General features: G+C 72.7%; 24 protein-coding genes. 12 read left to right on the top strand and 12 right to left on the bottom strand.

Going from position 1 to position 26248, the window contains the following annotated elements:
• Positions 1–64 precede the first annotated feature (64 nt).
• Positions 65–835, top strand: coding sequence for a DUF3027 domain-containing protein (locus EDD40_RS20445; RefSeq protein ID WP_236594643.1), 771 nt, complete (start codon positions 65–67; stop codon positions 833–835).
• Positions 832–3663 carry a sacsin N-terminal ATP-binding-like domain-containing protein gene (locus EDD40_RS20440; RefSeq protein WP_123744347.1) on the top strand — a complete coding sequence of 944 codons (2832 nt, stop codon included), beginning with the start codon at positions 832–834 and terminating at the stop codon, positions 3661–3663. The genes EDD40_RS20445 and EDD40_RS20440 overlap by 4 nt, the downstream gene beginning before the upstream one ends.
• Positions 3664–4119: 456 nt before the next feature.
• Here EDD40_RS20440 and EDD40_RS20435 read toward each other — a convergent pair whose 3' ends face one another.
• Complete coding sequence (locus EDD40_RS20435) at positions 4120–4389, bottom strand: DUF2530 domain-containing protein (protein ID WP_123744346.1); 270 nt, start codon at positions 4387–4389, stop codon at positions 4120–4122.
• Between the two features lie 75 nt (positions 4390–4464).
• Here EDD40_RS20435 and EDD40_RS20430 point away from each other — a divergent pair, with 75 nt between their 5' ends.
• The 6 genes from EDD40_RS20430 to EDD40_RS20405 all read left to right on the top strand — a co-directional run bounded on the left by EDD40_RS20430 (position 4465) and on the right by EDD40_RS20405 (position 10855).
• On the top strand, positions 4465–5985 hold the full coding sequence (locus tag EDD40_RS20430) for an NCS2 family permease (RefSeq protein ID WP_123744345.1): 1521 nt from the start codon (positions 4465–4467) through the stop codon (positions 5983–5985).
• Positions 5986–6041: 56 nt separating this feature from the next.
• On the top strand, positions 6042–6491 hold the full coding sequence (locus EDD40_RS20425; RefSeq protein WP_201438344.1) for a MarR family winged helix-turn-helix transcriptional regulator: 450 nt from the start codon (positions 6042–6044) through the stop codon (positions 6489–6491).
• A 79-nt stretch (positions 6492–6570) separates the two neighbouring features.
• Positions 6571–7818 carry an MFS transporter gene (locus EDD40_RS20420; protein ID WP_170185148.1) on the top strand — a complete coding sequence of 416 codons (1248 nt, stop codon included), beginning with the start codon at positions 6571–6573 and terminating at the stop codon, positions 7816–7818.
• Between the two features lie 10 nt (positions 7819–7828).
• Entirely contained in the window at positions 7829–8593 is a 765-nt protein-coding gene (locus EDD40_RS20415) for an ABC transporter permease (RefSeq protein ID WP_246037747.1), read from the top strand.
• A 221-nt stretch (positions 8594–8814) separates the two neighbouring features.
• The gene (locus EDD40_RS20410) at positions 8815–10440 is read left to right on the top strand and encodes an ABC-F family ATP-binding cassette domain-containing protein (protein ID WP_123744343.1); all 1626 of its coding nucleotides are present in this window, start codon (positions 8815–8817) and stop codon (positions 10438–10440) included.
• A gap of 4 nt (positions 10441–10444) precedes the next feature.
• Positions 10445–10855, top strand: coding sequence for a hypothetical protein (locus EDD40_RS20405; protein WP_123744342.1), 411 nt, complete (start codon positions 10445–10447; stop codon positions 10853–10855).
• A gap of 253 nt (positions 10856–11108) precedes the next feature.
• Here the strand turns inward: EDD40_RS20405 and EDD40_RS20400 are convergent, their stop codons facing one another.
• Complete coding sequence (locus tag EDD40_RS20400) at positions 11109–12023, bottom strand: pentapeptide repeat-containing protein (protein ID WP_123744341.1); 915 nt, start codon at positions 12021–12023, stop codon at positions 11109–11111.
• A 276-nt stretch (positions 12024–12299) separates the two neighbouring features.
• A complete protein-coding gene (locus EDD40_RS20395) occupies positions 12300–13799 on the bottom strand; it encodes a glutamate-cysteine ligase family protein (protein WP_123744340.1) in 1500 nt (499 codons plus the stop codon).
• 205 nt (positions 13800–14004) lie between these two features.
• On the opposite strand from EDD40_RS20395, the gene EDD40_RS20390 reads away from it, so the two are divergent.
• On the top strand, positions 14005–14781 hold the full coding sequence (locus EDD40_RS20390; protein WP_246037746.1) for a TrmH family RNA methyltransferase: 777 nt from the start codon (positions 14005–14007) through the stop codon (positions 14779–14781).
• A gap of 36 nt (positions 14782–14817) precedes the next feature.
• Positions 14818–15471, top strand: a complete 654-nt coding sequence (locus EDD40_RS20385; RefSeq protein WP_123744339.1) for a DUF2537 domain-containing protein — start codon at positions 14818–14820, stop codon at positions 15469–15471.
• 19 nt (positions 15472–15490) lie between these two features.
• Here EDD40_RS20385 and EDD40_RS20380 read toward each other — a convergent pair whose 3' ends face one another.
• Positions 15491–17401: an ABC transporter ATP-binding protein gene (locus tag EDD40_RS20380; protein ID WP_211348213.1), complete on the bottom strand. Its 1911-nt coding sequence runs from the start codon at positions 17399–17401 to the stop codon at positions 15491–15493.
• Positions 17398–19161, bottom strand: a complete 1764-nt coding sequence (locus tag EDD40_RS20375) for an ABC transporter ATP-binding protein (RefSeq protein ID WP_123744338.1) — start codon at positions 19159–19161, stop codon at positions 17398–17400. Before EDD40_RS20375 ends, EDD40_RS20380 begins: the two co-directional genes overlap by 4 nt.
• A gap of 136 nt (positions 19162–19297) precedes the next feature.
• Between EDD40_RS20375 and EDD40_RS20370 the strand changes: the two genes are divergently transcribed.
• Positions 19298–19486, top strand: a complete 189-nt coding sequence (locus EDD40_RS20370; protein ID WP_246037745.1) for a hypothetical protein — start codon at positions 19298–19300, stop codon at positions 19484–19486.
• 4 nt (positions 19487–19490) lie between these two features.
• Here EDD40_RS20370 and EDD40_RS20365 read toward each other — a convergent pair whose 3' ends face one another.
• The 7 genes from EDD40_RS20365 to EDD40_RS20335 form a co-directional block, all read right to left on the bottom strand.
• Positions 19491–19934, bottom strand: a complete 444-nt coding sequence (locus EDD40_RS20365) for a hypothetical protein (protein ID WP_123744337.1) — start codon at positions 19932–19934, stop codon at positions 19491–19493.
• Positions 19927–20301 carry a hypothetical protein gene (locus EDD40_RS20360; RefSeq protein WP_123744336.1) on the bottom strand — a complete coding sequence of 125 codons (375 nt, stop codon included), beginning with the start codon at positions 20299–20301 and terminating at the stop codon, positions 19927–19929. The genes EDD40_RS20365 and EDD40_RS20360 overlap by 8 nt, the downstream gene beginning before the upstream one ends.
• A 363-nt stretch (positions 20302–20664) precedes the next feature.
• Positions 20665–21576 (bottom strand): septation protein SepH, encoded by a 912-nt coding sequence (gene sepH / locus EDD40_RS20355; RefSeq protein WP_123748160.1) that lies wholly within the window; start codon positions 21574–21576, stop codon positions 20665–20667.
• A 237-nt stretch (positions 21577–21813) separates the two neighbouring features.
• Positions 21814–22947, bottom strand: coding sequence for a phosphoserine transaminase (serC, locus tag EDD40_RS20350; protein WP_123744335.1), 1134 nt, complete (start codon positions 22945–22947; stop codon positions 21814–21816).
• Positions 22948–23068: 121 nt separating this feature from the next.
• The gene (locus tag EDD40_RS41810) at positions 23069–24241 is read right to left on the bottom strand and encodes a hypothetical protein (RefSeq protein ID WP_170185147.1); all 1173 of its coding nucleotides are present in this window, start codon (positions 24239–24241) and stop codon (positions 23069–23071) included.
• Between the two features lies 1 nt (position 24242).
• A complete protein-coding gene (locus EDD40_RS20340; RefSeq protein ID WP_123744334.1) occupies positions 24243–24641 on the bottom strand; it encodes a polysaccharide biosynthesis C-terminal domain-containing protein in 399 nt (132 codons plus the stop codon).
• Positions 24638–25750: a citrate synthase 2 gene (locus EDD40_RS20335; protein ID WP_123744333.1), complete on the bottom strand. Its 1113-nt coding sequence runs from the start codon at positions 25748–25750 to the stop codon at positions 24638–24640. Before EDD40_RS20335 ends, EDD40_RS20340 begins: the two co-directional genes overlap by 4 nt.
• Before the next feature lie 186 nt (positions 25751–25936).
• On the opposite strand from EDD40_RS20335, the gene EDD40_RS20330 reads away from it, so the two are divergent.
• The gene (locus EDD40_RS20330; protein ID WP_123744332.1) at positions 25937–26239 is read left to right on the top strand and encodes an urease subunit gamma; all 303 of its coding nucleotides are present in this window, start codon (positions 25937–25939) and stop codon (positions 26237–26239) included.
• Positions 26240–26248: the final 9 nt, after the last annotated feature.

Raw genomic sequence — 26248 nt, 5'->3', positions numbered from 1 at the left:
CCGCACGTCCGAAAGGGTGGCACGTGTGCACGGCGCGGCGCAGACGTGCGGCACAATTCATCCCGTGACCGCCACGCCGACCCGCCAGCCCGATCCAGCGCTCGCCGACCCAGCGGCAGTCCGGCTCGCCCGAGCCGCCGCGCAAGAGGAGGCGGGCGCGGAACGCGTCGGCGACCACGTGGGCACCGTCGCCGAGGACCCGGTGTCCGCGACGCACCTGTTCGAAGCCGACCACGCGGGCTACCAGGGCTGGAACTGGGCCGTCACGGTCGCGTTCGCCGGACCCGGCACGCCGCTGTCGGTGAGCGAGGTCGTGCTGCTGCCCGGCGACGACGCCCTGGTCGCCCCCGAGTGGGTGCCGTGGCACGAGCGGGTGCGCGCGGGAGACCTCGGGGTCGGCGACCTGCTGCCCACGCCCGAGGACGACCCGCGCCTCGCGCCCGGCTACGTCGGCTCGGACGACCCGGCGGTCGAGGAGGTCGCCCTGGAGGTCGGGCTCGGTCGCGTCCGGGTGCTGTCGCGGGAAGGCGTGCTCGACGCCGCCCAGCGCTGGCACGGCGGCGACTTCGGGCCGCGCAGCGAGATGGCCCGCAGCGCGCCCGCCCACTGCGGCACCTGCGGGTTCTACACCCGGATCGCCGGGTCCCTCGGCGCCGCGTTCGGGGTGTGCGCGAACGAGATGACGCCAGCCGACGGCCAGGTCGTGCACGTGGAGTACGGGTGCGGCGCGCACTCCGAGGTCGAGGTCGAAGGCGGCCCGCTGGTGCCGGTCGCCGAGGTCGTCTACGACGACGCGGTGCTCGACGTCGAGGCCAACGTCGAGAGCGGGAAGTGAGCGCGGACCCGTTCGGCACCGAGGCGCTGCGCGAGTCGGTGCTGGCGGCGTGGCGCGGCTCGCCCACGCGGTTCCGCGAGGACGCCAACGCCGAAGAGGACCTCAGGCTCGGCGGGTACCGCGACCGGCTGCTGGTGGAGCTGGCGCAGAACGCGTCCGACGCGGCCGGTGACGCGCCCGGCGTGCTGCGACTGTCCGTTGTGGACGGTGAGCTGCGCGCGGCGAACACCGGCGCGCCGCTCGACGCCGCCGGGGTGGCGGCCCTGGCGTCGTTGCGCGCGTCGTCCAAGACCGCCGACACGGTCGGCCAGTTCGGCGTCGGCTTCGCGGCCGTGCTGGCGGTCACCGACGCACCGCGGGTGGTGTCGCGCAGCGGCGCGGTGGCGTTCTCGGCGACCCGCACGCGCGAGGCGGTGCCCGCGCTGGCGTCCGCGCGCGGCGGCGACGTGCCGGTGCTGCGGCTCGTGTGGCCCTCGGACGAGTCGGACGTGCCGGACGGCTTCGACACCGAGGTCCGGTTGCCGTTGCGGTCGGTCGACGGACCCGCCCTGCTGGCCGAGTTCGCGGAGCAGGTGCCGGACCTGCTGCTCGCGCTGCCCGGGTTGCGGCGGGTCGAGGTCGGCGAGCAGGCGTGGGACCGCACCGAGGCCGACGGCGTGGTGGTGCTGACCGGGCCCGGCGGCGCGCAGCGGTGGCTGGTGCACCGCGTCGGCGGCGAACTGCCCGAAGCGCTCGTCGCCGGGGTGGAGTCGCGGCCGCAGTGGTCGGCGTGCTGGGCGTGGCCGATGGACGAGCCGCCGGCCGGCGACGTCCTGCACGCGCCGACGCCCACCGACGAGAAGCTGTCGCTGCCCGCGCGGCTCATCGCGACCCTGCCGGTCGAGCCGTCACGCCGGCGGGTGCTGGCGGGCGCGGCGGCGACGTTCGTGCTGCAAGAGGCCGCGGCGGCGTACCCGGACCTCGTGGCGAAGCTCCCGGCGGTCGAGCGGACGTCGCTGGTGCCCCTGCCCGGCTTCCCGCTGTCCGAAGTGGACGATCGGCTGCGCACCGGTGTGCTGGCGGCGCTGCGGTCGGCTTCGTGGCTGCCGCTGGCCGACGGCGAGTGGGCCGCGCCGTCGACCGCGAAGGTGCTCGACCTCGCCTCGTTCGACCTCGTCGAGCTGCTGGAAGACGTCATCCCCGGCCTGCTGGACTACGAGCTGACGCTACCGCCGCACGCGAAAGCGCTGGCAGCGCTGGAAGTTCCCCGCCTCGGCGTGTCCGAAGTGGTCTCCGCGCTGGCCGGTGTCGGCGGCGACCCCTCGTGGTGGCACCAGGTCTACGACGCGCTGTCACCGGTCGCCGACGTCGACTCCACCGCGCGCGAAGCGATGGGCGGCCTGCCCGTGCCGCTGGTCGACGGGCGGCTGGTGAGCAGCCCGCGCGGCGTGCTGGTGGGCACGGACACGGAGCTGTTCTCGGTGTCCGGCCTGCGGATCGCGCACCCCGAGGCGGCGCACCCGTTGCTGCTGAGGCTGGGCGCCACCGAAGCCGGCCCGGCGGAGCTGCTGGACTCCGACGCCGTGCGCGAAGCCGTGCACCGCAGCCTGGACGACCCCGCGCTCGACGGCCCCGAGCTGGTCCGCACCGTGCTGCGACTGGTGTCGCGGGCCGGCGGGCGGCCGTGGCTCTCGGAACTGGCGCTGCCGTCGGCGGACGGTGAGTGGCGGCGCGCGGACGAACTCGTGCTGCCCGACTCGGCGCTGCTGGCCGTGCTGGAGTCCGACGCCCCGTTCGGGGTGCTGGACGCCGAGGTGGCGGCCGAGTGGCCGCGGTCGGTGCTCGCGGACGTCGGCGTGATCGACGGGTTCACCGTGGTCGAGGACGACTCGCCCACCGAACCCGACCACGACCTGGCCGACGAGGGCTACTGGTGGGACGCGTTCGACGTGCCGCCGACCCGGGTGCTCGGCATCCGCGACCTCGACCTCGTGGCGCGCGACAAGTGGCCGCAGGCGCTGGCGATGATGGCCGCCGACCCCGTGGCGTGGCGCGCGGTGAGCGAACCGGACGGCTACACGAGCTGGTGGCTCGCCCGCTACGCGACGATCGACGGCGTGCCGCTCGGGTCGTGGCGGCTGCCCGACGCGGAGGCGTTGGAAGGTCTGTACGACGTCGTGCCCCCGATCGGCCTCCCGCCGCACGTGCTGGCCGCCGCCGGGGTGCGCACGTCGTTGAGCGTCGTGGACTCCGACGACGTCACGGACCTCATCGCGCGGCTGGGTGACCCGGCGCGGAAGCTGTCCGACGCCTTGGTGCTGCGGGTGCACGCGGAACTGGCCGAGGTGGCCGACTCGGTGAGCGTGGAACCGCCCGACCGGGTGCGGGTGCTGACAGGCGCCGCCGAGCCGGCCGACGACGTGCTCGTGCTGGACCTGCCGTGGCTGCTCGGCGTGCTGCCGCCGGCCCAGGTGCTGGCGTCGTCCGGCGCGGCGGCGGAACTCGCGGAACTGCTCGCGCTGCCGCTGGCGTCGGAAGAGGTGTCCGGCGCGGTCGTCGGCGAGGGCGACGAGGTGGTCTGGTCGGAGCTGGGCGCGGTGCGGTTGGCGTGCGACCTGCTCGGGGTGGACCTGCCGGGCGGATCGGTGATCGTGCACGACGACCTGGTCGTGGCGGCCGAGGGTGCGGAGCACTCGGTGTCGTGGTGGGTGGACGAGACGGTCGTGCACGCCGCGGACACGCCCGAGGGCTTAGCGCGTGCGCTGGCGTGGACCGCCGGCCGCTGGGATGATCGGCACACGTTCGCCGCGCTGATCGCCGACCCGACACCAGCCGTCCTCCTCGGCTGACCACCGGGCCGGCAAGATCACCCGATCGTGCAAGCGGGTCCGGGGATGAATGGAAATCCCGGATTTGTTGCCGGAAAAGAGGGAGGCGCGGCGCCCCGGCCCTCAGTGTCAGCCGAGCCCTCGGGGTTCGCCACCCTCGGCCGGTGCACGTCGACTGGTGCACGTCGACTGGTGCACGTCGACTGGTGCACGTCGGCCGGTGCGAGCTGACGGGCAGCCCGCGGAGCCGAGCCGGGACCGCGGTCGACGGTGAACCGGGCCGTCCCGGGGGCGGTCGGTGGCGCGGGGTGGGTCGCGGTCGGCAGGCGGTGGCGGCGGCCGGTACCGGGCGGCGTCGGTGAGCAGCCGGTGCCGGGTGCGCAAGCGGGTGCCGGGTGCGCCGGCGGATGTCGGATGCGCCGGCGGATGTCGGGCGCGGCGGGGTGTCAGGCGGCGGGTGTCAGCCGAGGATTGGGCTCACTCCAGGCCTTGGCCCTGCTGGGCGGTGCGGCTGCCTCGGCGGGCGGCGGAGCGTTGCCAGGTGAAGATGCCGTAGCCGATGAGGCCCAGCAGGCCGCCGGACAGGCACGTCCAGAGCAGGACGGTGTGGTCCCGCGCGAACAGCAGCACCCCGACCAGCGCCAGCAGCCACAGGGCCGTCCCCGCCACGATCGCGGGCACGGGGTCGGCCAGGCGTGGGGGGAGCGGGGGTGGGGGAGGGAGGGGTGTCGAGTCCTGTTCGGCCACGTCGGGCAGGCTACCCGCCTGAAACACGAGTAGGGCACGCTCTGCCTGCTCCGCACCACCGATCGAGGAGATGAGATGGCCACCGCCGAGACACCCGCCGAGACACCCGCCGGGACACCCGCCGGTCAGACGCCGACCCCGCCGACGCCGGCGCGGTCCAGGCTGGACGGGTTCTTCAAGATCTCCGAACGCGGCTCCTCGGTCGGCCGGGAGGTGCGCGGTGGGCTCGTCACGTTCGTGACCATGGCCTACATCGTCGTGCTGAACCCGCTGATCCTGGGCAGCTTCGCCGCCGACGACCCCTCCGCCAAGGTCGACGTGCTCGGCAACATCCTCACCATCCCGCAGGTCGCGGCGGTGACGGCGCTGGTGGCGGGGGTGATGACGATCCTCTTCGGACTCGTCGCCAACTACCCGTTCGCGCTGGCCACGGGCCTGGGCATCAACTCGTTCGTGGCCGTCACGATCGTGCCGCAGATGTCGTGGCCGGAGGCGATGGGCCTGGTCGTGGTCAACGGCCTGGTGGTGCTGCTGCTGGTCGTCACCGGCGTCCGCACGGCCGTGTTCAACGCGGTGCCGGCGGAGCTGAAGGCGGCCATCGCGGTCGGCATCGGGTTGTTCATCTGCTTCATCGGCCTGGTCGACGCCGGGTTCGTGCGCCGGGTGCCGGACGCGGCGGGCACCACCGTGCCGGTCGGGCTCGGCATCAACGGGTCGATCGCGTCGTGGCCCACCTTCGTGTTCGTGGTCGGCCTGGTGGTCACCGGCATCCTGGTCGCGCGCAAGGTCAAGGGCGCGATCCTGATCGGCGTGCTGGCGGCGACCGTGCTGTCCGTCGTGATCGAGGCGATCGTCAAGGCCGGCCCGTCGAAGGGCACCAACCCGGCCGGCTGGAACCTCGGCTACCCCGGCCTGCCGGAGCAGGTGTTCGGGCTGCCCGACCTCTCGCTGCTGGGCGACGTGTCGTTCGGCGCGTGGACGCGGGTGCCCGCGCTGACCGCCGCGCTGCTGGTGTTCACGCTGGTGCTCACCGACTTCTTCGACACCGTCGGCACGATGACCGGCCTGGGCAAGGAAGCCGGGCTCATCGGCAAGGACGGCCAGTTGCCGGGCGTGTCGAAGGCGTTGTTCGTGGACGGCGTGGGCGCGGTCGCGGGCGGTGCGGCGTCCTCGTCGTCCAACACCGTCTTCATCGAGTCGGCGTCCGGCATCGCGGAGGGCGCGCGGACCGGGTTGGCGAACATCGTCACCGGCCTGCTGTTCCTCGCCGCCATGTTCCTCACGCCGCTGTACGCGGTGGTGCCGATCGAGGCGGCGGCGCCCGCGCTGGTCGTCGTCGGCGCGCTGATGATCATGCAGATCAAGGAGATCGACTTCGCCGACTTCTCCGTCGGCCTGCCCGCGTTCCTCACCATCGTGGTCATGCCGTTCACGTACTCGATCGCGAACGGCATCGGCGCGGGCTTCGTCAGCTACGTGGTGTTGCGGGCGCTCACGGGGCGTGCGCGCAGCGTGCACCCGCTGATGTGGATCGTGGCGGCGGCCTTCGTCGTGTACTTCGCGATCGGGCCGATCCAGGCCGCGTTCGCGGGCTGAGGACGGGCGGGGGCGGGCAGGGGATGGGCAACTTCACAGGGACGGACGCCGAGATCGTGAGGTATGCTAACTACGTGGTGGAGACCGAGGCTGAAGCGGGACTGGCGAGTCGGCTGCGACTGGCCGTCGTCCGGCTCAACCGCAGGCTCCGCGCGCAGCGGGTGAACTCCGCGATCTCGCTCACCCAGGTGTCCGCGCTGTCGACGTTGCACAAGTGCGGACCCCTGACGCCGGGCGAGCTGGCCGCCAGGGAAGGCGTCCAGCCACCGTCGATGACCAGGGTGATCGCCGCCCTGGAGGAGTACGGGTTCGCCACGCGCCGCCCCCACCCCACCGACGGCCGGCAGGCCATCGTGGAGCTGAGCGAGACGGGGCTGAGCTACATCAACGAAGAGGTGTCCGCGCGGGAGGCCTGGCTGGACAAGCGGCTGGCCGAGCTGACCCCGGAGGAGCGGGGCGTGCTGTCGCGCGCCGCCGGGATAATCGACAGGATGGCGGGGCAGTAACGAAGTGCCGGCGTACGCGGGTGGGGCAGAGACGGACCAGGTCGAACGCAACCCAGCCGCACCCCCGCCACGTCGGCGCATGTTCGGCTCGTTGCGCGTGCGCAACTACCGCCTCTACGCCTCCGGTCAGGTCGTCTCGCTCGTCGGGCTGTGGATGCAGCGCGTCGCGCAGGACTGGCTGGTGCTGGAGCTGTCCGACGGCTCACCGGTCGCCCTCGGCATCGCCGCCGCGCTCCAGTTCGCGCCCACGCTGGTGCTGTCGCTGTGGGCGGGCGTGCTCGCCGACCGGATGGACAAGCGCAAGCTGCTGCTGGTGCTGGAGACCGGTCTGGGGCTCTGCGCGCTGACGCTCGGCCTGCTCGACGTCACCGGCGTGGTCCAGCTGTGGCACGTCTACCTGCTGTGCCTGCTGCTCGGCGCGGTGTCCGCGGTGGAGACGCCCGTGCGGCAGAGCTTCGTGGTCGAGATGGTCGGCCGCGACCAGCTCACCAACGCGGTGGCGCTGAACGCCATGACGTTCAACCTGGCCCGGATGGTCGGACCGGCCGTCGCCGGCGTGATGATCATCTTCGTGGGCACCGGCTGGGTGTTCCTGATCAACGCGATCAGCTTCCTCGGCGTGCTGGCCGGGCTGCTGCTGATGCGCGCCGCCGAACTGCACCGCGGCGACCCCGTGCCGCGCGAGAAGGGCCAGCTGCGGGAAGGCCTGCGGTACGTGCGCAAGCGCCCCGACCTGGTGATCCTGATGTTCCTGGTGTTCTTCATCAGCACGTTCGGGCTGAACTTCTACGTCACGCTGGCCGTGCTGGCGCGCAACACGTTCGGCGGCGACGCGTCCGCCTACGGCCTGCTGTCGACGATGCTCGCGGTCGGCACGCTGGCCGGCGCGACCCTGGCGGCCAAGCGCAGCGCGCGCGGCAAACCCCGGCTGCGGCTGCTGATCCTGGGCGCGCTGGCGTTCGGCGTGCTGGAGGTCGTGGTCGGGCTGATGCCCACGATGTGGCTGGCCGGGCTGGCGCTGATCCCCGTCGGCATCGCCATGATGACGTTCACGACGACCGCCAACGCGACCGTGCAACTGGGTGTGTCGCCCGCGATGCGCGGCCGGGTCATGGGCCTGTACATGCTGGTGTTCCTGGGCGGCAACCCGGTGGGCGGCCCGGTGATGGGCTGGCTGGCCGAGCACTTCACCGCACGCGCGCCGCTGGTCGTCGGCGGCGTGGTGTCGATCCTGGCGGCCGTGGTCGGCGGGATCGTGCTGGCCCGGCGGGGCGGCGTGAAGCTGCCGACGCACCGCTTGGGCCTGCGCCGCCGGGCCCGCGCCTGACAATGGGCTCGTGGTCATCGCGACGGACTGGGTCCGGCTGCTCGTCGTCTGCCTGATCTTCACCGCGGTCGCGGGCGCGGTGGTGCGGTGGGCCCGGTTGGCGTCTCCCCGGCCCGTGGTCCGGGCGGCCGTGCGGGCGGCGGCGCAGCTGGCCGCGGTGTCGGCGGTGATCACCGCGGTGCTGGCGTCGTTGCCGTGGACGGCGGCGTTCCTGGTGCTGATGGCGGCCGTGGCCACGGGGACGTCGGCGGCCCGCACGAAGACCGGACGGCGTGGCGCGTGGGTGGGCGTGGCGATCCTCGGCGGGGCGGCGCCGGCTCTCGCGGCGCTGGTGGTGAGCGGACTGGTGCCGGTGCGGGGGATCGCGCTGGTGCCGGTCGGCGGAATCCTGATCGGTGGGGCGATGACCGCCACCACGTTGTCCGTGCGGCGGACGTTGGACACGCTGCGGGACCGGCACGGCGAGTTCGAGGCCGCGTTGGCGCTGGGCTTCACCGAACCGGTGGCGGTGCGCGAGCTGGTGCGGGGGCCGGCGGCCGAGGCGTTGGTGCCGGCGCTGGACCAGACCCGGACGGTCGGCCTGGTGACGTTGCCCGGCGCGTTCGTGGGGATGCTGCTGGGCGGCGCGCCGGTGTGGCAGGCGGGCGCGTTGCAGCTCGTCGTGCTGCTGGGGCTGCTGGCGGTCGAGGCGGTGGCGATCGCGGTGGTCGTGGAACTCGTCGCCCGCGGTCTCGTGCGCAGGACTGGTGCGACCGGTGAAGTTAGGCTAACCTAAGCGTCGTCGCTTCGTGGTGGGAGCGGCAGTCAGTTCGGGAACAGACGAGGCCCCGCCTCCCGGTCGTACCGCCGGGTGGGTGGGGCCTCGTCGTGCGCCGGGTCCGGAGGTCGCCGCCGCGGCGGGTGTTGTGGCGGAGCGGCGGCGGAGCGGTGGTGGCGCGGTGGTGGCGCGGTGGAAAGTCGGGTGCCGATCGGAGGTGGGCGTGCCACGATCGGGCGGTGCTGACAGCCAGGAACGTCACGCTGTCGTTCGGCCCGCGGACCGTGCTCTCGGAGGTGGACCTCGATGTTCCCGCAGGTGAACGCATAGGTCTGGTCGCGCCGAACGGCGTCGGCAAGTCGACGCTGCTGCGCGTGCTGGCCGGTGAGCTGACCCCGGATTCCGGCGCGGTGACCGTGCGCGGTCTCGTCGCCCACCTGACCCAGGAGACGGAGATCCGGCCGGGCGAGTCGTTGCGCGACCACCTGGCCCGGCGCACGGGGGTCGCGGCGGCGCAGCGCGCGTTCGAAGCGGCGACCGAGGCGCTGAGCCAAGGCGCGCCAGGAGCGGAAGACGGCTACGCGCGGGCGTTCGACGTGTGGACCGCGTCCGGCGCGGCGGACTTCGCGGAACGCGCGGAGGAGGCGTGCGAACGGCTCGGGCTGCCGGCGACGCTGCTGGACGAGCGCGGTGCGGGCGAGCGCGGATCAGGTGAGCTGTCCGGCGGGCAGTCGGCGCGGCTGCGGCTGGCGGCCGTGCTGCTGACGACCGCCGACGTGCTGCTGCTCGACGAGCCGACCAACGACCTCGACCTGGCCGGGCTGGAGATCCTGGAGTCGCACGTGCTGCGCAGCCGTGCCGGGATGGTCATGGTCAGCCACGACCGCGAGTTCCTGGCCCGCACCACGACCGCCATCGCCGAGCTGGACGAGTTCAGCCACGCGGTGAGCGTGTTCGGCGGCGGGTGGGACGCGTACGTGCGGGAGCAGGCCCGCGCCCGGGAACGGGCGTGGGAGGAGTACGACGCCTTCACGGCGAAGCGGGACGCGTTGACGCAGCGGGCCCGGCAGACGAGGGAGTGGTCGCGGCAGGGCGTGCGGCGCAACGCGAAGTCGGACGAGAGCGACAAGAACATCAAAGCCGCCCGCAAGCAGGGCGCGGAGAACCTGACCGCCAAGGCGTCCGTCGCGGAGCGCCAGTTGGCGCGGCTGGACGAGGTCGACGAGCCGCGCGAGCCGTGGGAGCTGCGGTTGACGTTGCCCAGCGCGGGACGGGGCAGCCAGGTCGCGTTCACGTTGCGCGGGGCCGTGGTGCGTCGGGGCGACGTCACGCTCGGGCCGGTCGACCTCACCGTCGGCGCGGGGGAGCGGTGGCGGATCACCGGGCCGAACGGGTCGGGCAAGTCGACGCTGCTGGGCGCCCTGCTGGGCCGCCTGCCGCTGGCGTCCGGTGATCGGAGCCAGGGGCCGGGCGTGGTGGTGGGCGAGGTCGACCAGGTGCGCGCGGACTTCGCCGTGCCGTCGACCGTGCTGGAGGTGGTGACCGGGCTGACCGGGCTGGCGGACGTGGAGGCGCGGACGTTGCTGGCGAAGTTCCGGGTCGGCGCGGACGCCGTGCTGCGACCGGCCCGCTCGCTCTCACCGGGCGAGCGGACCAGGGCCGGGTTGGCGGTGCTGCAGGCCAGGGGGACGACGTGCCTGGTGCTGGACGAGCCGACCAACCACCTCGACGTGGCGGCCATCGAGCAGTTGGAACAGGCGCTGGAGGGTTACGGGGGCACGCTGCTGCTCGTCACCCACGACCGGAGGATGGCGTCGGCTGTGGGGGTTGACCACACCTTGGACGTGCGGACCCTGGCAAGATAGGCGCATGGGCACCGAGGAGGACTGGCCGGTCGAGCAGACGTGGTCACTGCGCAGCACGCACTGGCACGCGTACGTGGAGCACACTTCGCTCGACCACGCCTCCCCGCGCGCCGAGCGGTTGGAGCGCACGCCGGAAGAGGTCCTGACCACGCCGACCGAGGTCGCCGCGTGGCTGGAGGTCAACCTGCGCAGCGCCACCAAGCCCGAGGAGGCCGGGAAGAAGCGCACGAAGGACGAGCGGGACTTCTCCGACTCGAACCGGGTGCACACGTCGCTGGCGTCGGCGGGCGAGAGCATCTACACGGGCGTGAAGGGCATGCTGACCCTGGCGGTCGAGGCGGTGACCCCCGACGAGTGCCGCAGCTCCCACGACGGCGCCGACGTCGCCCCGCTCAAGTCCGGCCGTCGTCGCTGACCTGGGTTGATGTGGTGGTGCCGCGCTGTCGGCGGTGCTGACAGGGCGCTGTGAAGATCACCCGAACGCGCGAATCGCGTGGGCTCGGGGATCAATGGCACGGGCGAAAGCGTTGCCGGAAGAATGAAGGCGCGGCGCTCGGCCTGAACCCTGCCGCGACGCTCGGCTTCGACGATGTGCCGGGACTCCGGGCTCCAGGCCGGATCGCGCGTCGTGGGTCGCGGGTCGTGGGTGCGTGTGGTCGTGGACCGGCTCACCACCAGCGGCCCGTGGTGGTGTGGTCGGTGGTGGTGAGCTCGACGCGGGTGCCGTCGTGCGACGCGCCGACCAACCGGGCCCCGTGCAGCCGTGCGCCTGTCAGGTCCGCGCCGTCCAGCCTCGCCCCGCTCAGGTCCGCCGCGGTGAGGTCGGCTCTGCCCGGGTCCGCGCCGATCAGGACCGCTTCGCCGAAGCTCGCGCCGGTGAGGGTCGCCGAGCCCAGGTCGGCTTGGACCAGGTTCGCCGAGCGCAGGTCCGCGCCGGTCAGCTTCGCGCTCACGAGGTAGGTCTCGCTCATCTGCGCGCCGCCGAGGTGCGCTCGGGGCAGGCGGGCCGTGCTCAGGTTCGCGCCGTCCAGCGTCGCACCGGTCAGGTCGACCTCGGTCAGGTCCGCGTGGTCCGCCCGCGCGCGAGTGAGATCGGTCCACTTCAGCGTGGCCCGCGTGAGGTCCGTCCCGCGCAGGTCCGCGCCGACGAACCTGCCGCGCGCGAGGCAGGCGCCGCGCAGGTCCAGTTGGCCCTCGGCGGGTGGTGTGGTGTCGGTGTCGTGGGCGTGGTCGCGGGTGGTCAGCACGGTGAAGGCGGCTTGGATGTCCGGCGCGATCCGATCGGGGCAGCGGATGTCGGCGGCCGGGTCGGCGCGGTGGACGGTGGAGCTGATGAAGGTGCCCAGGACGTTGACGATGGTGGGCTGGTCGCGAGGCGAGTCCGCGGCGAGGCGTTGCAGGGCGTAGATCCCGCCGAGCCGGGTTTGCAGGCGCTCGGGTCCGGTCTGGTCGAGCTGCTCGACGGCCTTGGTGTAGCGGTCGGTGTACTGGCCCTGCTCGGAGAGGGCGACCTGCTTCTGGGTGGCGTTCAGGGAGAACCCGGTGAAGACCAGCGCGCCGCTCGCGGTGAGAGCGGTGATCACGGCGCTGACGGCCTGTGCCTTCGAGGCAGGCGCGGGAGCGGCAGGTGGTGCGGGTGCCGGGGCGTCGGCGGGTGGCGCGGGAGCGGCTGGGAGGTCCGGGGCGCGAGTGGTGGCGGTCGGGGACTGGGGGCGCGTCCGGAGCTTGCCGCCTGTGGGGTGACGGCGTGGCGTGCTTCTCATGCCCCTTGAGTCGCTGCCCGCGCCCCGAACATCACACGTCCGGGCTGCGCGAGGCGCACGTGCCCGCCGCACCCGGGCGCGGCGGGCACGTGGTGGTCACAGGCCCACGGGCCAGGTGTGGACCGGTTCGCCGGCGTGGGAAAGCTCGACGTAGCGGCCCAGCATCGCGCTCAGCGCGGTGTCGCGGTCGGCGCCCCGTTCCTCCAGCAGCGCCACCGTCTCGCGTTGCCACAGGGAGCCCGTGCGCCGCGCCAGGCACCGGGCCTCGATCACGCCCAGGTAGCGCTCACGCGCCTCGTCGGACACGCCGCACGCCTGCAACCCCTCGTGGGCCAGGGGCAGGAGGCGGCGCAGGACGAGCTCGTCCGGCGGCACCCAGCCGATGCCCGGCCAGTACAGCTGCGACCCCATCCCGTGCCGGGAACCGGCGTACAGGTTCTCCTCCGCCGCGTGGAACGACATCTGGGTCCACAGAGGACGTTCCAAAGTGGTCAGTGCCCGCTGCGCGCCGTAGAAGAAGGCGGCGTTCGCCATCGTGTCGAGCACCGTCGGCCCGGCCGGCAGCACGCGGTTCTCCACGCGCAGGTGCGGCACCTCGTCCACCACGTCGTAGACCGGCCGGTTCCAGCGCCACACGGTGCCGTTGTGCAGCCGCAACTCCGTCAACGACGGCGTCCCGCCCGCGCCGAGCACGTCCAGCGGGTCCTCGTCGCCGGTCTCCGGCAGCAGCGCCGGGAAGTACCGCACGTTCTCCTCGAACAGGTCGAAGATCGACGTGATCCACCGCTCGCCGAACCACACCCGCGGCCGGACGCCCTGGTTCTTCAGCTCCTGCGACCGGGTGTCCGTGGCCTGGAGGAACAGCGGCACCCGGGTCTCGTGCCACAGCGCCCGCCCGAGCAGGAACGGCGAGTTCGCCGCGATCGCCACCTGCACGCCGGCCAACGCCTGCGCCGCGTTCCAGTGCGCCGCGAAGTCGTCCGGCGCCACCTGCAGGTGCAGCTGCACGGACGTGCAGGCCGCCTCCGGCATGATGGACTCGGCGTAGCTGGACAACCGCTCGCCGGCCCGTCCGGGCAGGGGCGAGCCCTCCATCGACAGCACGACCTCCTCGCCGCGGGCGGCGAGGATCTGGTCGTTCAACGTCGTGTACCGCGCCTGCTGCGACAGCCACCGCCGGTCGAAGTGCTCGTGCCGCAACGTCGGCAGCACCCCGATCATGACGATCGACGTGCCGGCGTCGTGCGCCTTCACGTCCGCCGCCGCGAGCGTGGAGACCAGCTCCCGCTCCAGCTCCAGCGTCTCGTCACCGGCCAGCTCGCGCGGCGGGACGTTGACCTCCAGGTTGTGCTGACCGAGCTCCAGCGTGAACGAGGGGTCGTCGATCTTCTCCAGCACCTCGGAGTTGGCCATCGCGGGCTTGCCGACGCCGTCGACCAGGTTCAGCTCGATCTCCAGCCCCATCTGCTGCCTCGGGAAGGAGAAGCTCTCCTCTGCCAGCATGGTTCCCAGCGCGTCCATGCACCGCTGCATGCGCTGGCGGTAGCGCCGGCGGTCCTCTCTGGTGAACGTCCGACTGGACACATCCGTACCCATGCCGCCTCCCAATCGGTAGGGCTGCTCCGGCGGGCTTAGCGGAGGCCAACCGTGACACAGCAAGCATCTGCCCGCCAGCGCCCAAATCGGTGCTCTCTGTCACACAGCAGTAACAATCAGCAAGAATGTGCTGGTTGGCGGCTTGCTGCTGCGGCATACGATCTACGAGGGGTGTTCACCTGTCGACAAGTGGGACACTGCTCGCGTGATCGAGATCGACGACCCGGCGGACCCGCGGCTGGACGACTTCCGGGACCTGTCGACGGCCGACCGGCGACCCGACCGACCCGGCGGGCGGGGCCTGGTGATCGCCGAGGGCGTCGTGGTGGTCGAACGGCTCCTCGACTCGCCCTACCCGGTGCGCGGGCTGCTCGGCGTGCGGCGGAGGGTGGAAGCGCTCGGCGACCTCCCCGCGCCCGCCTACGTCACGTCCGCCGAGGTCATGGCCGAGGTCGTCGGGTTCCACCTCAACCGGGGCGTGCTGGCCGCCGCCGACCGGGCGCCCCAGCCGGACGTGGCCGAGCTGGTCGCGTCGTCACGGCGGCTCGCGGTGCTGGAGGGCGTCGGCGACCACGAGAACCTGGGCTCGCTGTTCCGCAACGCCGCCGCGCTCGGCATCGACGGCGTGCTGCTCGGCCCGGGGTGCAGCGACCCGCTGTACCGGCGCAGCGTCCGCGTCTCGATGGGTCACGTGCTGCGCGTGCCGTTCGCCTCGGCGCCGAACCTGACCGAAGCGTTCGAGCTGCTGCGCCACAACGGTTTCACGGTCGCCGCGCTCACGCCGAGGGCCGGTTCGGCGAACCTGCCCGACGCCGGGCTGCGCGGCCGCAAGGTCGCTGTCCTGCTCGGATCGGAAGGGCCGGGCCTGACGGACGAGGCCATCGCGGCGGCCGACGTCGCGGTCCGCATCCCGATGGCGGACGGTGTCGACTCGCTGAACGTCGCGACCGCGGCCGCGATCGCCTTCTACGCGATCGCCTGAACGCGATACGTTCTCACCGAGCAGAGGAGGACGCAGGTGGAACTGCGGGTCCAGGACGGTCGGGCCGTGCTCGCGGGCCGCGACGACGCGGGCGAGCGGGAAGTCGACCCGCGCACCCTCCCGCTCGGCGCCGGCCTCGCCGACGCGTTGCACGAGTGGGCGAAGGTGGCCGACGCGGTCACGCGGTCCGACGCGCCCTCCGACGGTGTCGCGAGCGCCCTCGTGACCAGGCGGGGACGACAACTGGCGGGAAGGTTGGCGGCTGAGATGGGCACACCGGTGGAGTACACCGATCCCGTGACCGGTGAGCTGGTCGTCGTGGACGTTCCGCCCGCCGAGTCCGGCGAGCCGGGCGGGACCGGCGAAGCCGGGGAGACCGGCGAGCCCGGTGACGTGGTCGAGGACGCGGACGGGGAGCCGGTGCCCCAGGAGGAAACCCCCTGGGGCACCGGGCTCACGGTCAGCTTCATCGTGGCTGCCGTGGTGACGTTCACCGTCTACACGCTGTCGGTCGGGTTGGGCGAGACCAGCCAGTGGCTCGCGTTGCTGGCGAACGCCCTTGTGGTCGGCGGCATCACCCCGTCGGTGTGGCTGGCGCGGAAGGTGCCGGTGTGGCGGTGGGTCGCGTACGGCGTGGTGGCCGGTGTGCTGGCGGCCTGGTTGTCGTTGCTGCTGACGACCCTCCTGTAGGGGTTCGCGGGGCGAGCGCTCACGCCAGCGAGTCCCGCCAGGCGTTGTGCAGCGCGGCGAACCGGCCGCGCCCGCCGATCAGCTCCTCCGGCGTGCCGTCCTCCACCACCCGGCCGCCTTCGAGCACCAGGACCCGGTCGGCGATCAGCACGGTGGAGAGCCGGTGGGCGATGATGAACGCGGTCCGCTCCGCCAGCACGGTCTCCAGCGCGCCCTGCACCGCGCGCTCGGTCGGCACGTCCAGGCTGGACGTCGCCTCGTCCAGCACCAGCACCGCCGGGTCGGCCAGGAACGCCCGCGCGAACGCCACCATCTGCCGCTGCCCGGCCGAGAGCCGCCCGCCGCGCTTGCGCACGTCGGTGTCGTAGCCCTCGGGCAGCGCCCGGATGAAGTCCTCCGCGCCGACCGCCCGTGCCGCCGCCTCGACCTCCTCCCGGGTCGCGGACGGCCTGCCCAGCGCGATGTTGTCCAGCACCGACCCGTCGAACAGGAAGTTCTCCTGCGTCACCATGACCACCGCGCGCCGCAGCTCGACGTCCGCGACGGACCGCAGGTCGACCCCGTCCAGCCGCACCGCACCCGCGGACGGGTCGTAGAACCGGGCCACGAGCTTGGCCAGCGTGGACTTGCCCGCACCGGTCGCGCCGACCAGCGCCACGGTCTGCCCGGCGGGCACGGTCAGGTCGAACGGCGGCAGCACGACCGGCGTGGAGTCGGAGTAGCGGAACTCGACGCCGTCGAACCGGACCGCGCCCTGGACGTCGCCGAGGGGGGTCGGTTCCTCCGGTTCGCGGACCTGCGGCTCCTCCTCCAGCAGCCCGGAGATCTTCTCCAACGCGGCGGTGGCCGAGGCGTAGGCGTTGGCGAACATGGCGAGCTGGTCGAACGGGTCGTAGAACCGCCGCACGTACAGCGTGAACGCGGCCAGCACGCCCAGTTCGAGCTGCCCGCCCGCCACGCGGAACGCGCCCCAGGCGAGGATCACCGCCAGCGACAGGTTCCCGATCACCCGGACGAGTGACGTGAACGCGGCCATCACACCCATCGCGTCGGTGTTGGCGTCGCGGAACCGGGTGTTCAGCTCGCCCATGATCTTCTCGTTGCGCCGCTCGCGCCGGAACGCCTGCACCGCGCGGATGCCGTTCATGGTCTCCACGAACTGCACGATGATCTTCGCGATGGCGCCGCGGGTGTGGCGGTAGGCCCGGCCGGAACGGCGGCGGAACCACCGGGTGAGCAGGATCAGCGGCAGGAAGCCCGACAGCACGACGAGCGCCAGCGGGACGTCCAGGTAGAGCAGCACGACCGAGATGCCCAGCAGGGACAGCATCGAGCTGAAGAAGCCGTCCAGACCCTCCTCGACCAGGTCCTGCAGGGAGTCGACATCGCTGGTCAGGCGGGAGATGACCTTGCCGGACGTGTACTTCTCGTGGAACGAGACGGACAGGCGTTGGGCGTGCCGGAAGACGCGTTCGCGCAGGACGAGCAGGATGTCCTGGCCGATCCGACCCGTCAGGCGGACGAACGACCAGCGCAGCAGCGTCGCGGAGATCGCGGCGGCGACGTAGCCGCCGACGCACCAGGCCAGGGCGTCCGGGCGGCCGTCGAGCGCCGCCGGGATGCCGGTGTCGATGGCGGCGGCGATGAGGAGCGGGCCGGCCAGGTTGACCACGTTCTCCGCGATCACGATCACCAGGGCCAGGATCGCGGCCCTCGTGTGCGGGCGGATCAACTCGCCGAGCAGGCGGCGGGAGCGGGCCTGGAGCTTGACGCCGGTGGCGTGGTCGAGGTCTTCCACGTCCTCGGCGGCGACGCCGCGCCAGGACTCCTCGGGGTGGATCGGGTCGGGGTGGATCGGGTCGGGGTGGATCGGGTTCGGGTGGGTCGGGTTCGGGTGGGTCGGGCCGGGTTGGTCGGGTGCGCTGGTCACGCCGCCACCTCCTCGTCCTCCGAGGTGGACAGGAGGTTGCGGTACTCCTCGTTGTCCGCCAGCAGCTGCGCGTGCGTGCCGGTGGCCGCGATCCGGCCGTCGACCAGCATCGCCACCCGGTCGGCCAGCTGCACGGTGCTCGGGCGGTGCGCGACCACGAGCGCCGTGACGTCCTTGAGCACGCGGCGCAGCGCGGCTTCGACCTCGGCCTCGGTGTGCACGTCCAGCGCGGACAGCGGGTCGTCCAGGACGAGCACGGCCGGGTGGCCGGCGACCGCGCGGGCGAGGGCGAGCCGTTGGCGCTGACCGCCCGACAGGGACAGGCCCTGCTCGCCGATCCGGGTGTCCAGCCCCCACGGGAGGGCGTCGACGAAGTCCTCGGCGCGGGCCACCTTCAAGGCTTCGCGGACCCGTTCCTCGCTGACGTCCTTCGAGCCGAGGGCCACGTTCTCGGTGACGCTCGCGGAGAACAGGATCGGCTCCTCGAACGCCGTGCCCACGACCCGGCGGAGGTCGGACAGGTCGAGCTCGCGCACGTCGACGCCGTCGAGCGTGATCCGGCCCGCCGTGACGTCGGCCAGCCGGGGCACGAGCGCGGTGACCGTGGTCTTGCCGGAGCCGGTGGCGCCGACGAGGGCCACCGTCTCACCCGGCCGGATGTCCAGGTCGACGCCACGCAGCACCTCGTCGTCCGAGCCGGGGTGGTGGTAGCGGACACCCTCGAAGCGGACGTGCCCCCGCACGGGCGAGGCCAGCGGCTTCGGGGTGGCGGGCGCCGTCACGGTGATCGCGGTGTCGGTCACCTCGAAGTACCGCTCCAAGGCGGAGGCGGTCGAGTTGGTCTCCGCCAACAACCACCCGATCGAGTCGACCGGCCAGCGCAGGTAGGCGCTGACCGTGACGGCGGCGACGAGCGTGCCGACCGTGACGGTGCCGTCGGCGATGCCCATCGAGCCGAACGCCAGCTGACCGGCGATGCCCAGCTCGGGCAGCACGATCAGCACGGCCCACAGCGCGGCGAAGATCCGGACCTTCGTGACCTCGGTGTCGCGCAGCTCCCGCGCCTGCCGGACGAACCGCTTCGTCAGGTGAGGGCCGCGGCCGAAGGCCTTGAGCACGCGGATGCCGAGGACCGACTCCTCGACCACGGTGGTGAGGTCACCCGACTGGTCCTGCGCGCGGCGGGCCACCACCTTGAACTTCGTCTCGAACAAGTAGGACAGGGCGACCAGCGGCAACGTGGTCACCAGCACGATCAGGCCGAACGTCGGCGACAGCCAGAACAGCACGCCCAGCCCGGTCAGCACGACCAGGCTGTTGACCACCAGGAAGATCACGGCGAAGCCGACGAACCGCCGCACCTGGGTCAGGTCGGTGGTGGCGCGGGACAGCAGCTGCCCCGACTGGTAGCGGTCGTGGAAGGCCACCTGCAGGTCTTGCAGGTGGTGGTACAGCTCGGCCCGCATCCGCGCCTCGACGTCCGACGCCGGTCCGGCGATCAGCTTGCGGCGGGCGTAGAACAGCGCGGCCTCGGCGCAGCCGAGCAGCACGATGACGCCGATGAGCAGCGGCAACGCGTCCAGGTCGCGGCCGGCGATCGGGCCGTCCACGATGCGTTGGGTGATCAGCGGGATGCCCAGGCCGCACGTCATCGCCAGCATGGTGGCGGCCATCGCCAGCACCACGGGCGTGCGGACGGGCTTGAGGTACGGCCACAGCCTGCGCAGAGTCGCGGCTGTGGAAGTACGGTCTTCCGACACGAGTCCCCCTCCGGTCCACCATGACGTTACGAAGGTGGACCGACAATCGGCATCCTGTTTTCGCGTCTTCGACCCTGCAAGCTGGAGCTAGGTGGAGGTCAAGGTGGATGTGCGGTATCTCCGTGCGGAACCGACTATGGCATTCCCCCGAGGCCGGCTGTTGGCGGTGAGCGGCGGGAGGCTGTACGTGCTCGCACCCGACGGGTGGGACGTGGTCGGCGGCACCCGACCCGAAGGGGCGAAGCCGGTCAGCCGGGAGGAGGCGGAGGACTGGTGCCGGTTCGAAGGGGTGGAGGTGCAGGTGCTCGACGCCGTGCCCGGGTGAAGGTCTACTTCTTGCGGCGACGCAGGATGGCCGGGGCGGTGACCAGGCCCGCGAGGCCGTAGCTCGCGCCGGCGAGGAGGATCAGGACCGTCCACCGGTCGCCGACCGGGGCGAGCCGCTCCGGCGCCTCGAAGTAGTGCGCGAGGCCCAGGACGATCGGGCCGAGCAGGATGATCGGCCACACCGGGCGGACCTTCAGCAGCCAGAGCACCGGGCCGGCGACCAGGGCGCTGAACACCAGCGCGATCGGCAGGCCGACCACGACCAGCAGGATGAACTCGCTCAGGGTGGTCTCGTTCACCACCCGGTCGAGGACTCCGCTGCGGTACGCCCAGACCCAGGCGACGAGCAGCGCGGAACCGAGGACGGCCGACACCACGACGCGCAAGAGCACCTTGAACGCGAAGCCGCCCGCGGTGAGGCGTGAAGGGCGCGGCGTGTCAGTCACGGGCGGAAGTGTGGCCGACCGGGTGCCTCGCTGTCACCGGGGCGGCCAGGACGAAGCCGAGCGCACCCGCGGCGACGGACCCGGCCGGGATCGAGACCCAGACGGTGAGCAGGGTGAGAATGGCGGTGAACGTGACGCCCACGGCGGCGTAACCGAGCGGACGGTCCTGGTGGGCGGCTCTGAGGGCGACCCAGGCGACCAGCACGCCCGCGACCATGCTGATCGGCATGGCGAACAGGCCCATGGCCAGGCAGTCCCAGTCCTCGGTCGAGCAGACCCTTCCGGATGCGATGAGTTCGCGCAGGCCCCACCAGGCCGCGCCCAGACCGGCGCCTAATACGGCGCCGACGACCAGTCGTCCCAGCATGGCGGGTGGTTACCCGGGTGGGGTGGTGGTCAAGCCCGGTTGACGACGGTCAGTTCGGGGGTGGGTGGGGTGGTGCGGGGGTGGGGTGGGGCGGGGATGGGTGGTCGAGTTCGGCTCGATGTGACATGGGGCCCTTACGGGCGCTCCGGGCAGGCCAAAGCCGGGCAGGCCTGGCGGGAAGAGCGTCCGCCAAGCCTGTCCGGCTTCGACCAGCCTAAAGCACCCGAACCCATGTCAAATCGGGCCTGGGGGAGGGTGGCGGGTCCGTTGAGGGTGGGTGTGGGGGCAGGTATGGGGGTGGGGAAGGCGAAGGCCCCCGGCAGTCGGTGGCTGCGGGGGCCTTCGTGGGGTTGTGCGTGTGGGTCAGCCTCGGGTGGAGCGGACGCCCAGGAGGACGTCTTCCCAAGACGGCACGATCGGGTGGTTCTTCTTGCCGCGCTTGGGTGGTGGGTCCTTGCGGGGCGGTTGCTGCTTGGAGCCCGCTGCCGGTTGTGGCGGGGCCGGGGCCGGCGCTGGGGTCGGCTCCTCGGCGGTCGGGGCGGGGTCCGGGGTCGGTTGGGGTTCCTGGACCGGTGGCGGAGGGGGCGGTGGGGCCGGGTCCTCGCGGGCGAGGATTTCCGGTTCCTGCTGCTTCTCCAGCTCCAGGGCCTGGCGGGCCAGTTGGGTCACCGGGCGGACCGTGCGCAGGGTCCGGTTCGGGTTCGGGTCCATGAGTTCCATGGCGCCGTCGTCCAGCGCGGTCACCGTGCCGCCCTGGGCACCCGGGTGGAACGCCCAGTGCGCCAGGTTGTCCGACCGGCCCGCGGTCCAGTGGAGCTGCACGACCCAGCGGCCGTCCTCGCCCCGCCACGAGTCCCAGCTGACGTCGGCGTACTCCTGGCCCCGGAGGCCGAAGGAGTGCGCGACGACCTCGCCGAGGGTCTGCACGTCCGGGCCGTCCTCGCGGACGGGGTGGGCGCGCTGGGCCAGGTCGGCGGTGCGGGAGCGCTCCAGCAGGACGGGGTAGGCGTAGCGCTCGACGCGGTGGGCGGGCAGGCCCGCCGCCGCCGCCACCTGGGCGACGGACTCACCCGCGCGGATGCGGGCCTGGATCTCGCGGGGCCGCATCTGGCTCTCGACCTCGATCTCGATCTGGCCGAGTCGGGTGAGGTCGCCGCGTGCCGCCGCGCGCAGCCGTTCGTCGGCGGGGAGCACGAAGCGCTCGCCGCGATCCGGGTCCTCGAGGATGACGGACTTGCCGTCGTCTTCGAGCCCGATGACTCGCAACGCACGCATCATGGCCTCCCGGATGGCTCACCTCGCCGAGTACAACGTAATCCGGCGCGCCGCCTTGACGGGGGAGACTCGCCGTGTTCGCCGATATCTTCGTGTGATCTTGCCGTATGTCGGCGGCTCGCGCACCTCCGTTAGCACAAGGTTCACCTCGGTGGCGGTGTCTGCGGGTTCCCGAAGTGCCTGGTCATGACTGTGGGGGCCGTCCCCGGAAGGACGACCCCCACGGTGAGGTCCGGGTCAGAGCTTGGACACGACCCAGTCGACGGCCTTCGTCAGCGTGCTCACGTCGGTCGGCTCGACGGCCGGGAACATGGCGACGCGGAGCTGGTTGCGGCCCAGCTTGCGGTACGGCTCGACGTCCACGATGCCGTTCGCGCGCAGGACCTTGGCCACCACGGAGGCGTCCACCGAGTCGTCGAAGTCGACGGTGCCGACGACCTGCGAGCGGTGAGCCGGGTCGGCCACGTACGGGGTCGTGTAGGAGGTCGCCTCGGCCCACGTGTACAGCCGCGAGGACGAGTCGGCGGTGCGGTCCACGGCCCACGTCAGGCCGCCGTTGCCCAGGAGCCACTCGATCTGGTCGTTGAGCAGGAACAACGTGGCCAGGGACGGCGTGTTGTAGGTCTGGTCCTTGGTGGAGTTGTCCAGGGCCGTGGTGAGGGAGAGGAACTCCGGCACCCAGCGGCCCGACTTGCCGATCTCGGCGACGCGGTCGAGGGCGGCCGGCGACATCAGGGAGATCCACAGGCCGCCGTCGGAGGCGAAGCACTTCTGCGGCGCGAAGTAGTAGACGTCGAAGTCCGACGGGTCGACCGGCAGGCCGCCCGCGCCGGAGGTGGCGTCGATGGCGACCAGGGCGCCGTCCGAGCCCGCGGGGCGGGAGACGGGCACCGCGACGCCGGTCGAGGTCTCGTTGTGGGCCCAGCCGACGAGGTCGGCGCCCTCGGCGTAGGCGATCTCGGGCGCGCTGCCCGGGTCGGCCTTGACCACGATCGAGTCGCCCAGGAACGGCGCGTCGCTGGTGACCTTGGCGAACTTCGAGGAGAACTCGCCGTAGGTGAAGTGCTGGGCGCGCTCGCGCACCAGGCCGAACGCGGCGGCGTCCCAGAAGGCGGTGGTGCCGCCGTTGCCGAGGACGACCTCGTAGCCCTCGGGCAGCGAGAACAGCTCCCGCAGGCCGGCGCGCACCGAGCCGACCAGGGACTTCACCGGCTTCTGCCGGTGGGAGGTGCCCATGAGCGCGGCGCCCTCGGCCGCGAGTGCCGCGAGGGCCTCGGGACGGACCTTGGAGGGCCCGCAACCGAACCGGCCGTCGGACGGCAGCAGGTCGGAGGGCAGGACCAACGAGGTCGGGTCGGCGGTCTGGGTCATCGCGAAGCCTCCGGTTACGGGGAGGGGGTCGGCACGACCGGCGCCGTTGCCGGGAGCCCTCAGTGTTGCAGCCGCGTGGCCGGGCGGTGACAGGCGGGTGTCCCTGGTCACGTGGAATGGGTCAGGCGAGGAGGTCGAGGACCTGTGCCAGGGCCGCCCGGCGCCTGCCCGAGGCCCGCTTGCCGAACGCGTACAGGAAGGGCCACTGGGAGGCGTTCTCGTACGGCGCGGCGACGTGGCCGAGGTGCTGGAGGAGGCCGCGCGCGACGGAGATCGCGCCGGTGGCCATGCCCAGGCCGACGAACACGTCTACCTGCTGGGCCATCGCCTCGGCGGCGACCAGGCCCAGCCCGCCGCCGGTCAGGACGCCGTCGGGGCCGCGGACCAGGTCGCGCCAGTCGTTGCGCAGGCGGCCCGCGTCGAAGTCGGCCTGCAACGTCCGCAGGAGCACGCCCTCGGTGGCCGCGCCGGACCGCACGGTGGCGCACACGCCGCTCAGCCACCGGGCGAGCAGGTCGCGGCCCTCGCCCTCGGCGAAACCGGTCAGCGGGGCGCGGCCCGCCGCCTCCAGGCGCCCGAGCAGGTCGAGGACCTGTTCGGTCAGGTCGGTGAGCAGGGCCTGGTCGGGGAGGTCGGGGGTGGCGCGGGGCGCGTCGCCGTGCAGGGTCGACAGCAGGTCGTGGAAGCGGCTCTCGCGCGGGGACAGGTAGAACGGGGCCTCGCCGCCGGAGAGGGTCAGCGCGTCCAGGTGGTTGTAGGCGTGCCGCAGGACGTCGGTCGCCAGGTCGCGCGGCGAGTCCCGGAACCGGCCGGCGTGCTCGACGACGCCCACCGGGAACGAGCCGGAGGTCGGGCCGGTGAGGGCGGCGTGGAGGGTGTCGACCACCTCGGGGTGGAGCTCGACGTGCTCGGTGGCGCGGACGGAGCCCTGCTCGTCCGGGGCGACCACCACGCGGCGCTCCGCCAGGGGGCGGGAGGCGTCGTCCCGCGCGATGGACCGGACCGCGTCGTCGACCTCGGTGCGCCACCCGGCGCCCGACCACTGGTGGCCGTCGCGGAACGAGCGGTCCAGGAGCCAGGGCTCGCGGCCGACGATCCGGATCCGCCCCTGCTCGACGTGGCGCACGAAGTCCGCGTCGGTGACCCGGCAGCGCGGGCTCTCCAGCAGCCGGCTCGACGGCGACCACAGGACGAGGGGCGCGCTGGTGGCGATCATCCGGTGCAGGTGCTCGTAGCCGGTCTCGCCGTACTCGCTGATGTGGCAGAACGTCCGGAAGACGTCGGTGTCGGCCATGTCAGTCGGTGACCTCGCGGGGGAACGCGTCGGGGTCGGCCGGGTCGTAGGGCCGGTCCGAGGCGACGAAGAGCCACAGGTCGGCCCGGCCGTCGTTGCGGACGGCGTGGGCCCAGTGCGGCGGCGGGGCGACCACGACGCCACCCGATCCGGTGAACGTGCGGTGGTGGCTGGGGGTGTCCGGGCCGGTGTCCCAGTGCAGCGACCAGGTGTCCTCGTACACGACGGCGATCAGCTCGCCCTTGCGCGCGTGGTAGTGCCCGCCGCGGACGTGGCCCGGCCGGACGGACGCCACGTGGACGTCCGCGACCGGGCCGATCGCCGACAGGTCGGCCAGGGCGAAGCTGACCCCGCGGTGGTCGCCGGAGGGCGGCAGGTGCGTGATCGGCAGTTCCGTCACGCGATCTCGTCCCAGCCCTCCACCTCGGACGGCTTGCGGGGTCCGGGGCCCACGTACTTGGCGGACGGGCGGACGAGGCGGCCCGTGCGCTTCTGCTCCAGGATGTGCGCGGACCAGCCGGCGGTGCGGGCGCAGGTGAACATCGCGGGCATCATGTGCGGCGGCACCTGGGCGAAGTCGAGGATCACGGCGGCCCAGAACTCGACGTTGGTCTCGATGGCGCGGTCCGGGCGGCGCTCGCGCAGCTCGGCCAGGGCGGCCTGCTCCAGGGCGTTCGCGGCCTCGTAGCGGGTGGCGCCCAGCTCGCGGCACGTGCGGCGCAGCACGCGGGCGCGCGGGTCCTCCGCCCGGTACACCCGGTGGCCGAAGCCCATCAGGCGCTCGCCCCGGTCGAGGACGTCCTTGACGAAAGCCTGCGCGTCGCCGGTGCGCTCGACCTCTTCGATCATGGGCAGCACGCGGGCGGGCGCGCCGCCGTGCAGGGGGCCGGACATGGCGCCGATCGCGCCGGACATGGACGCCGCGACGTCCGCGCCGGTGGAGGCGATGACGCGGGCGGTGAAGGTGGAGGCGTTCAGGCCGTGCTCGGCGGCCGACACCCAGTAGGCGTCCAGCGCCTTGACGTGCGCCGGGTCGGGCTCGCCGCGCCAGCGGGTGAGGAAGCGCTCGGTGATGGTCCGGCACTCGTCGATGCGGTGCTGCGGCACGGCGGGCCGGCCGATGCCCCGCGCGGACTGCGCCGCGTACGACAGGGCCATCACGGAGGCGCGGGCCAGCTGCTCGCGCGCCTGCTCGTCGGTGATGTCCAGCAGCGGCTGGTAGCCCCAGATGGGCGCGACCATGGCGAGCGCGGCCTGCACGTCCACCCGCACGTCACCGGTGTGCACGGGGATGGGGAACGGCTCCGCCGGCGGCAGGCCCGGCCCGAAGCGGCCGTCGACCAGCAGCGCCCACACGTTGCCGAAGGTCACGTGACCGGCCAGGTCCTCGATGTCCACGCCGCGGTAGCGCAGCGCGCCGCCGTCGCGGTCCGGTTCGGCGATCTCGGTGCGGAAGGCGACCACGCCCTCTAGACCTGGCCGGAATCCGTCGTCCTCGGTCTGCACCACGCTGTGCGCTCCTTCTCGGCGAAAGTAAAGAGTTGGAGAAACCTTGCTCCCCTTCAGACGCGCAGGCAATCGCGGGTGCGCGTGTCGTCGGTCACGATCAAGGAACCGATTCAGAAGTCCCGTAGATCGTTAAGGCCTTGTTTCGGTTCGGGGCCCGGACGTGTTTCCCGTGGTAGACCACCGGTCATGCACCTGACACCGCACGAGCGGGACAAGCTGCTGGTCCACGTGGCGGCCGACGTGGCGCGCCGGCGGCTCGAGCGCGGGGTGGTCCTGAACCACCCGGAAGCGGTCGCGCTCATCACCGACCACGTGCTCGAAGGCGCCCGGGACGGCCGGACGGTCAGCGAGCTGATGGACAGCGGCAGGCACGTGCTGCGCCGCGACCAGGTCCTCGGCGGCGTCCCGGAGATGATCGAGTCCGTGCAGGTCGAGGCGACCTTCCCGGACGGCACCAAGCTCGTGACCGTGCATGACCCGATCGTGTGAGGAGCAGCC

Source organism: Saccharothrix texasensis (assembly GCF_003752005.1).
GTDB classification, from domain to species: Bacteria; Actinomycetota; Actinomycetes; order Mycobacteriales; family Pseudonocardiaceae; genus Actinosynnema; species Actinosynnema texasense.
This window is presented reverse-complemented; position numbering and strand designations above follow the sequence as displayed.

Excerpts from the sequence above, each read along its gene's own strand:
- EDD40_RS20430 (WP_123744345.1), top strand. The coding sequence starts at position 4,465 with ATGGCCACCGCCGAGACACCCGCCGAGACACCCGCCGGGACACCCGCC.
- EDD40_RS20330 (WP_123744332.1), top strand. The coding sequence starts at position 25,937 with ATGCACCTGACACCGCACGAGCGGGACAAGCTGCTGGTCCACGTGGCG.
- EDD40_RS20360 (WP_123744336.1), bottom strand. The coding sequence starts at position 20,301 with ATGCTGGGACGACTGGTCGTCGGCGCCGTATTAGGCGCCGGTCTGGGC.
- serC (WP_123744335.1), bottom strand. The coding sequence starts at position 22,947 with ATGACCCAGACCGCCGACCCGACCTCGTTGGTCCTGCCCTCCGACCTG.
- EDD40_RS41810 (WP_170185147.1), bottom strand. The coding sequence starts at position 24,241 with ATGGCCGACACCGACGTCTTCCGGACGTTCTGCCACATCAGCGAGTAC.
- sepH (WP_123748160.1), bottom strand. The coding sequence starts at position 21,576 with ATGCGTGCGTTGCGAGTCATCGGGCTCGAAGACGACGGCAAGTCCGTC.
- EDD40_RS20420 (WP_170185148.1), top strand. The coding sequence starts at position 6,571 with ATGTTCGGCTCGTTGCGCGTGCGCAACTACCGCCTCTACGCCTCCGGT.
- EDD40_RS20370 (WP_246037745.1), top strand. The coding sequence starts at position 19,298 with ATGGCATTCCCCCGAGGCCGGCTGTTGGCGGTGAGCGGCGGGAGGCTG.
- EDD40_RS20395 (WP_123744340.1), bottom strand. The coding sequence starts at position 13,799 with ATGGGTACGGATGTGTCCAGTCGGACGTTCACCAGAGAGGACCGCCGG.
- EDD40_RS20405 (WP_123744342.1), top strand. The coding sequence starts at position 10,445 with ATGGGCACCGAGGAGGACTGGCCGGTCGAGCAGACGTGGTCACTGCGC.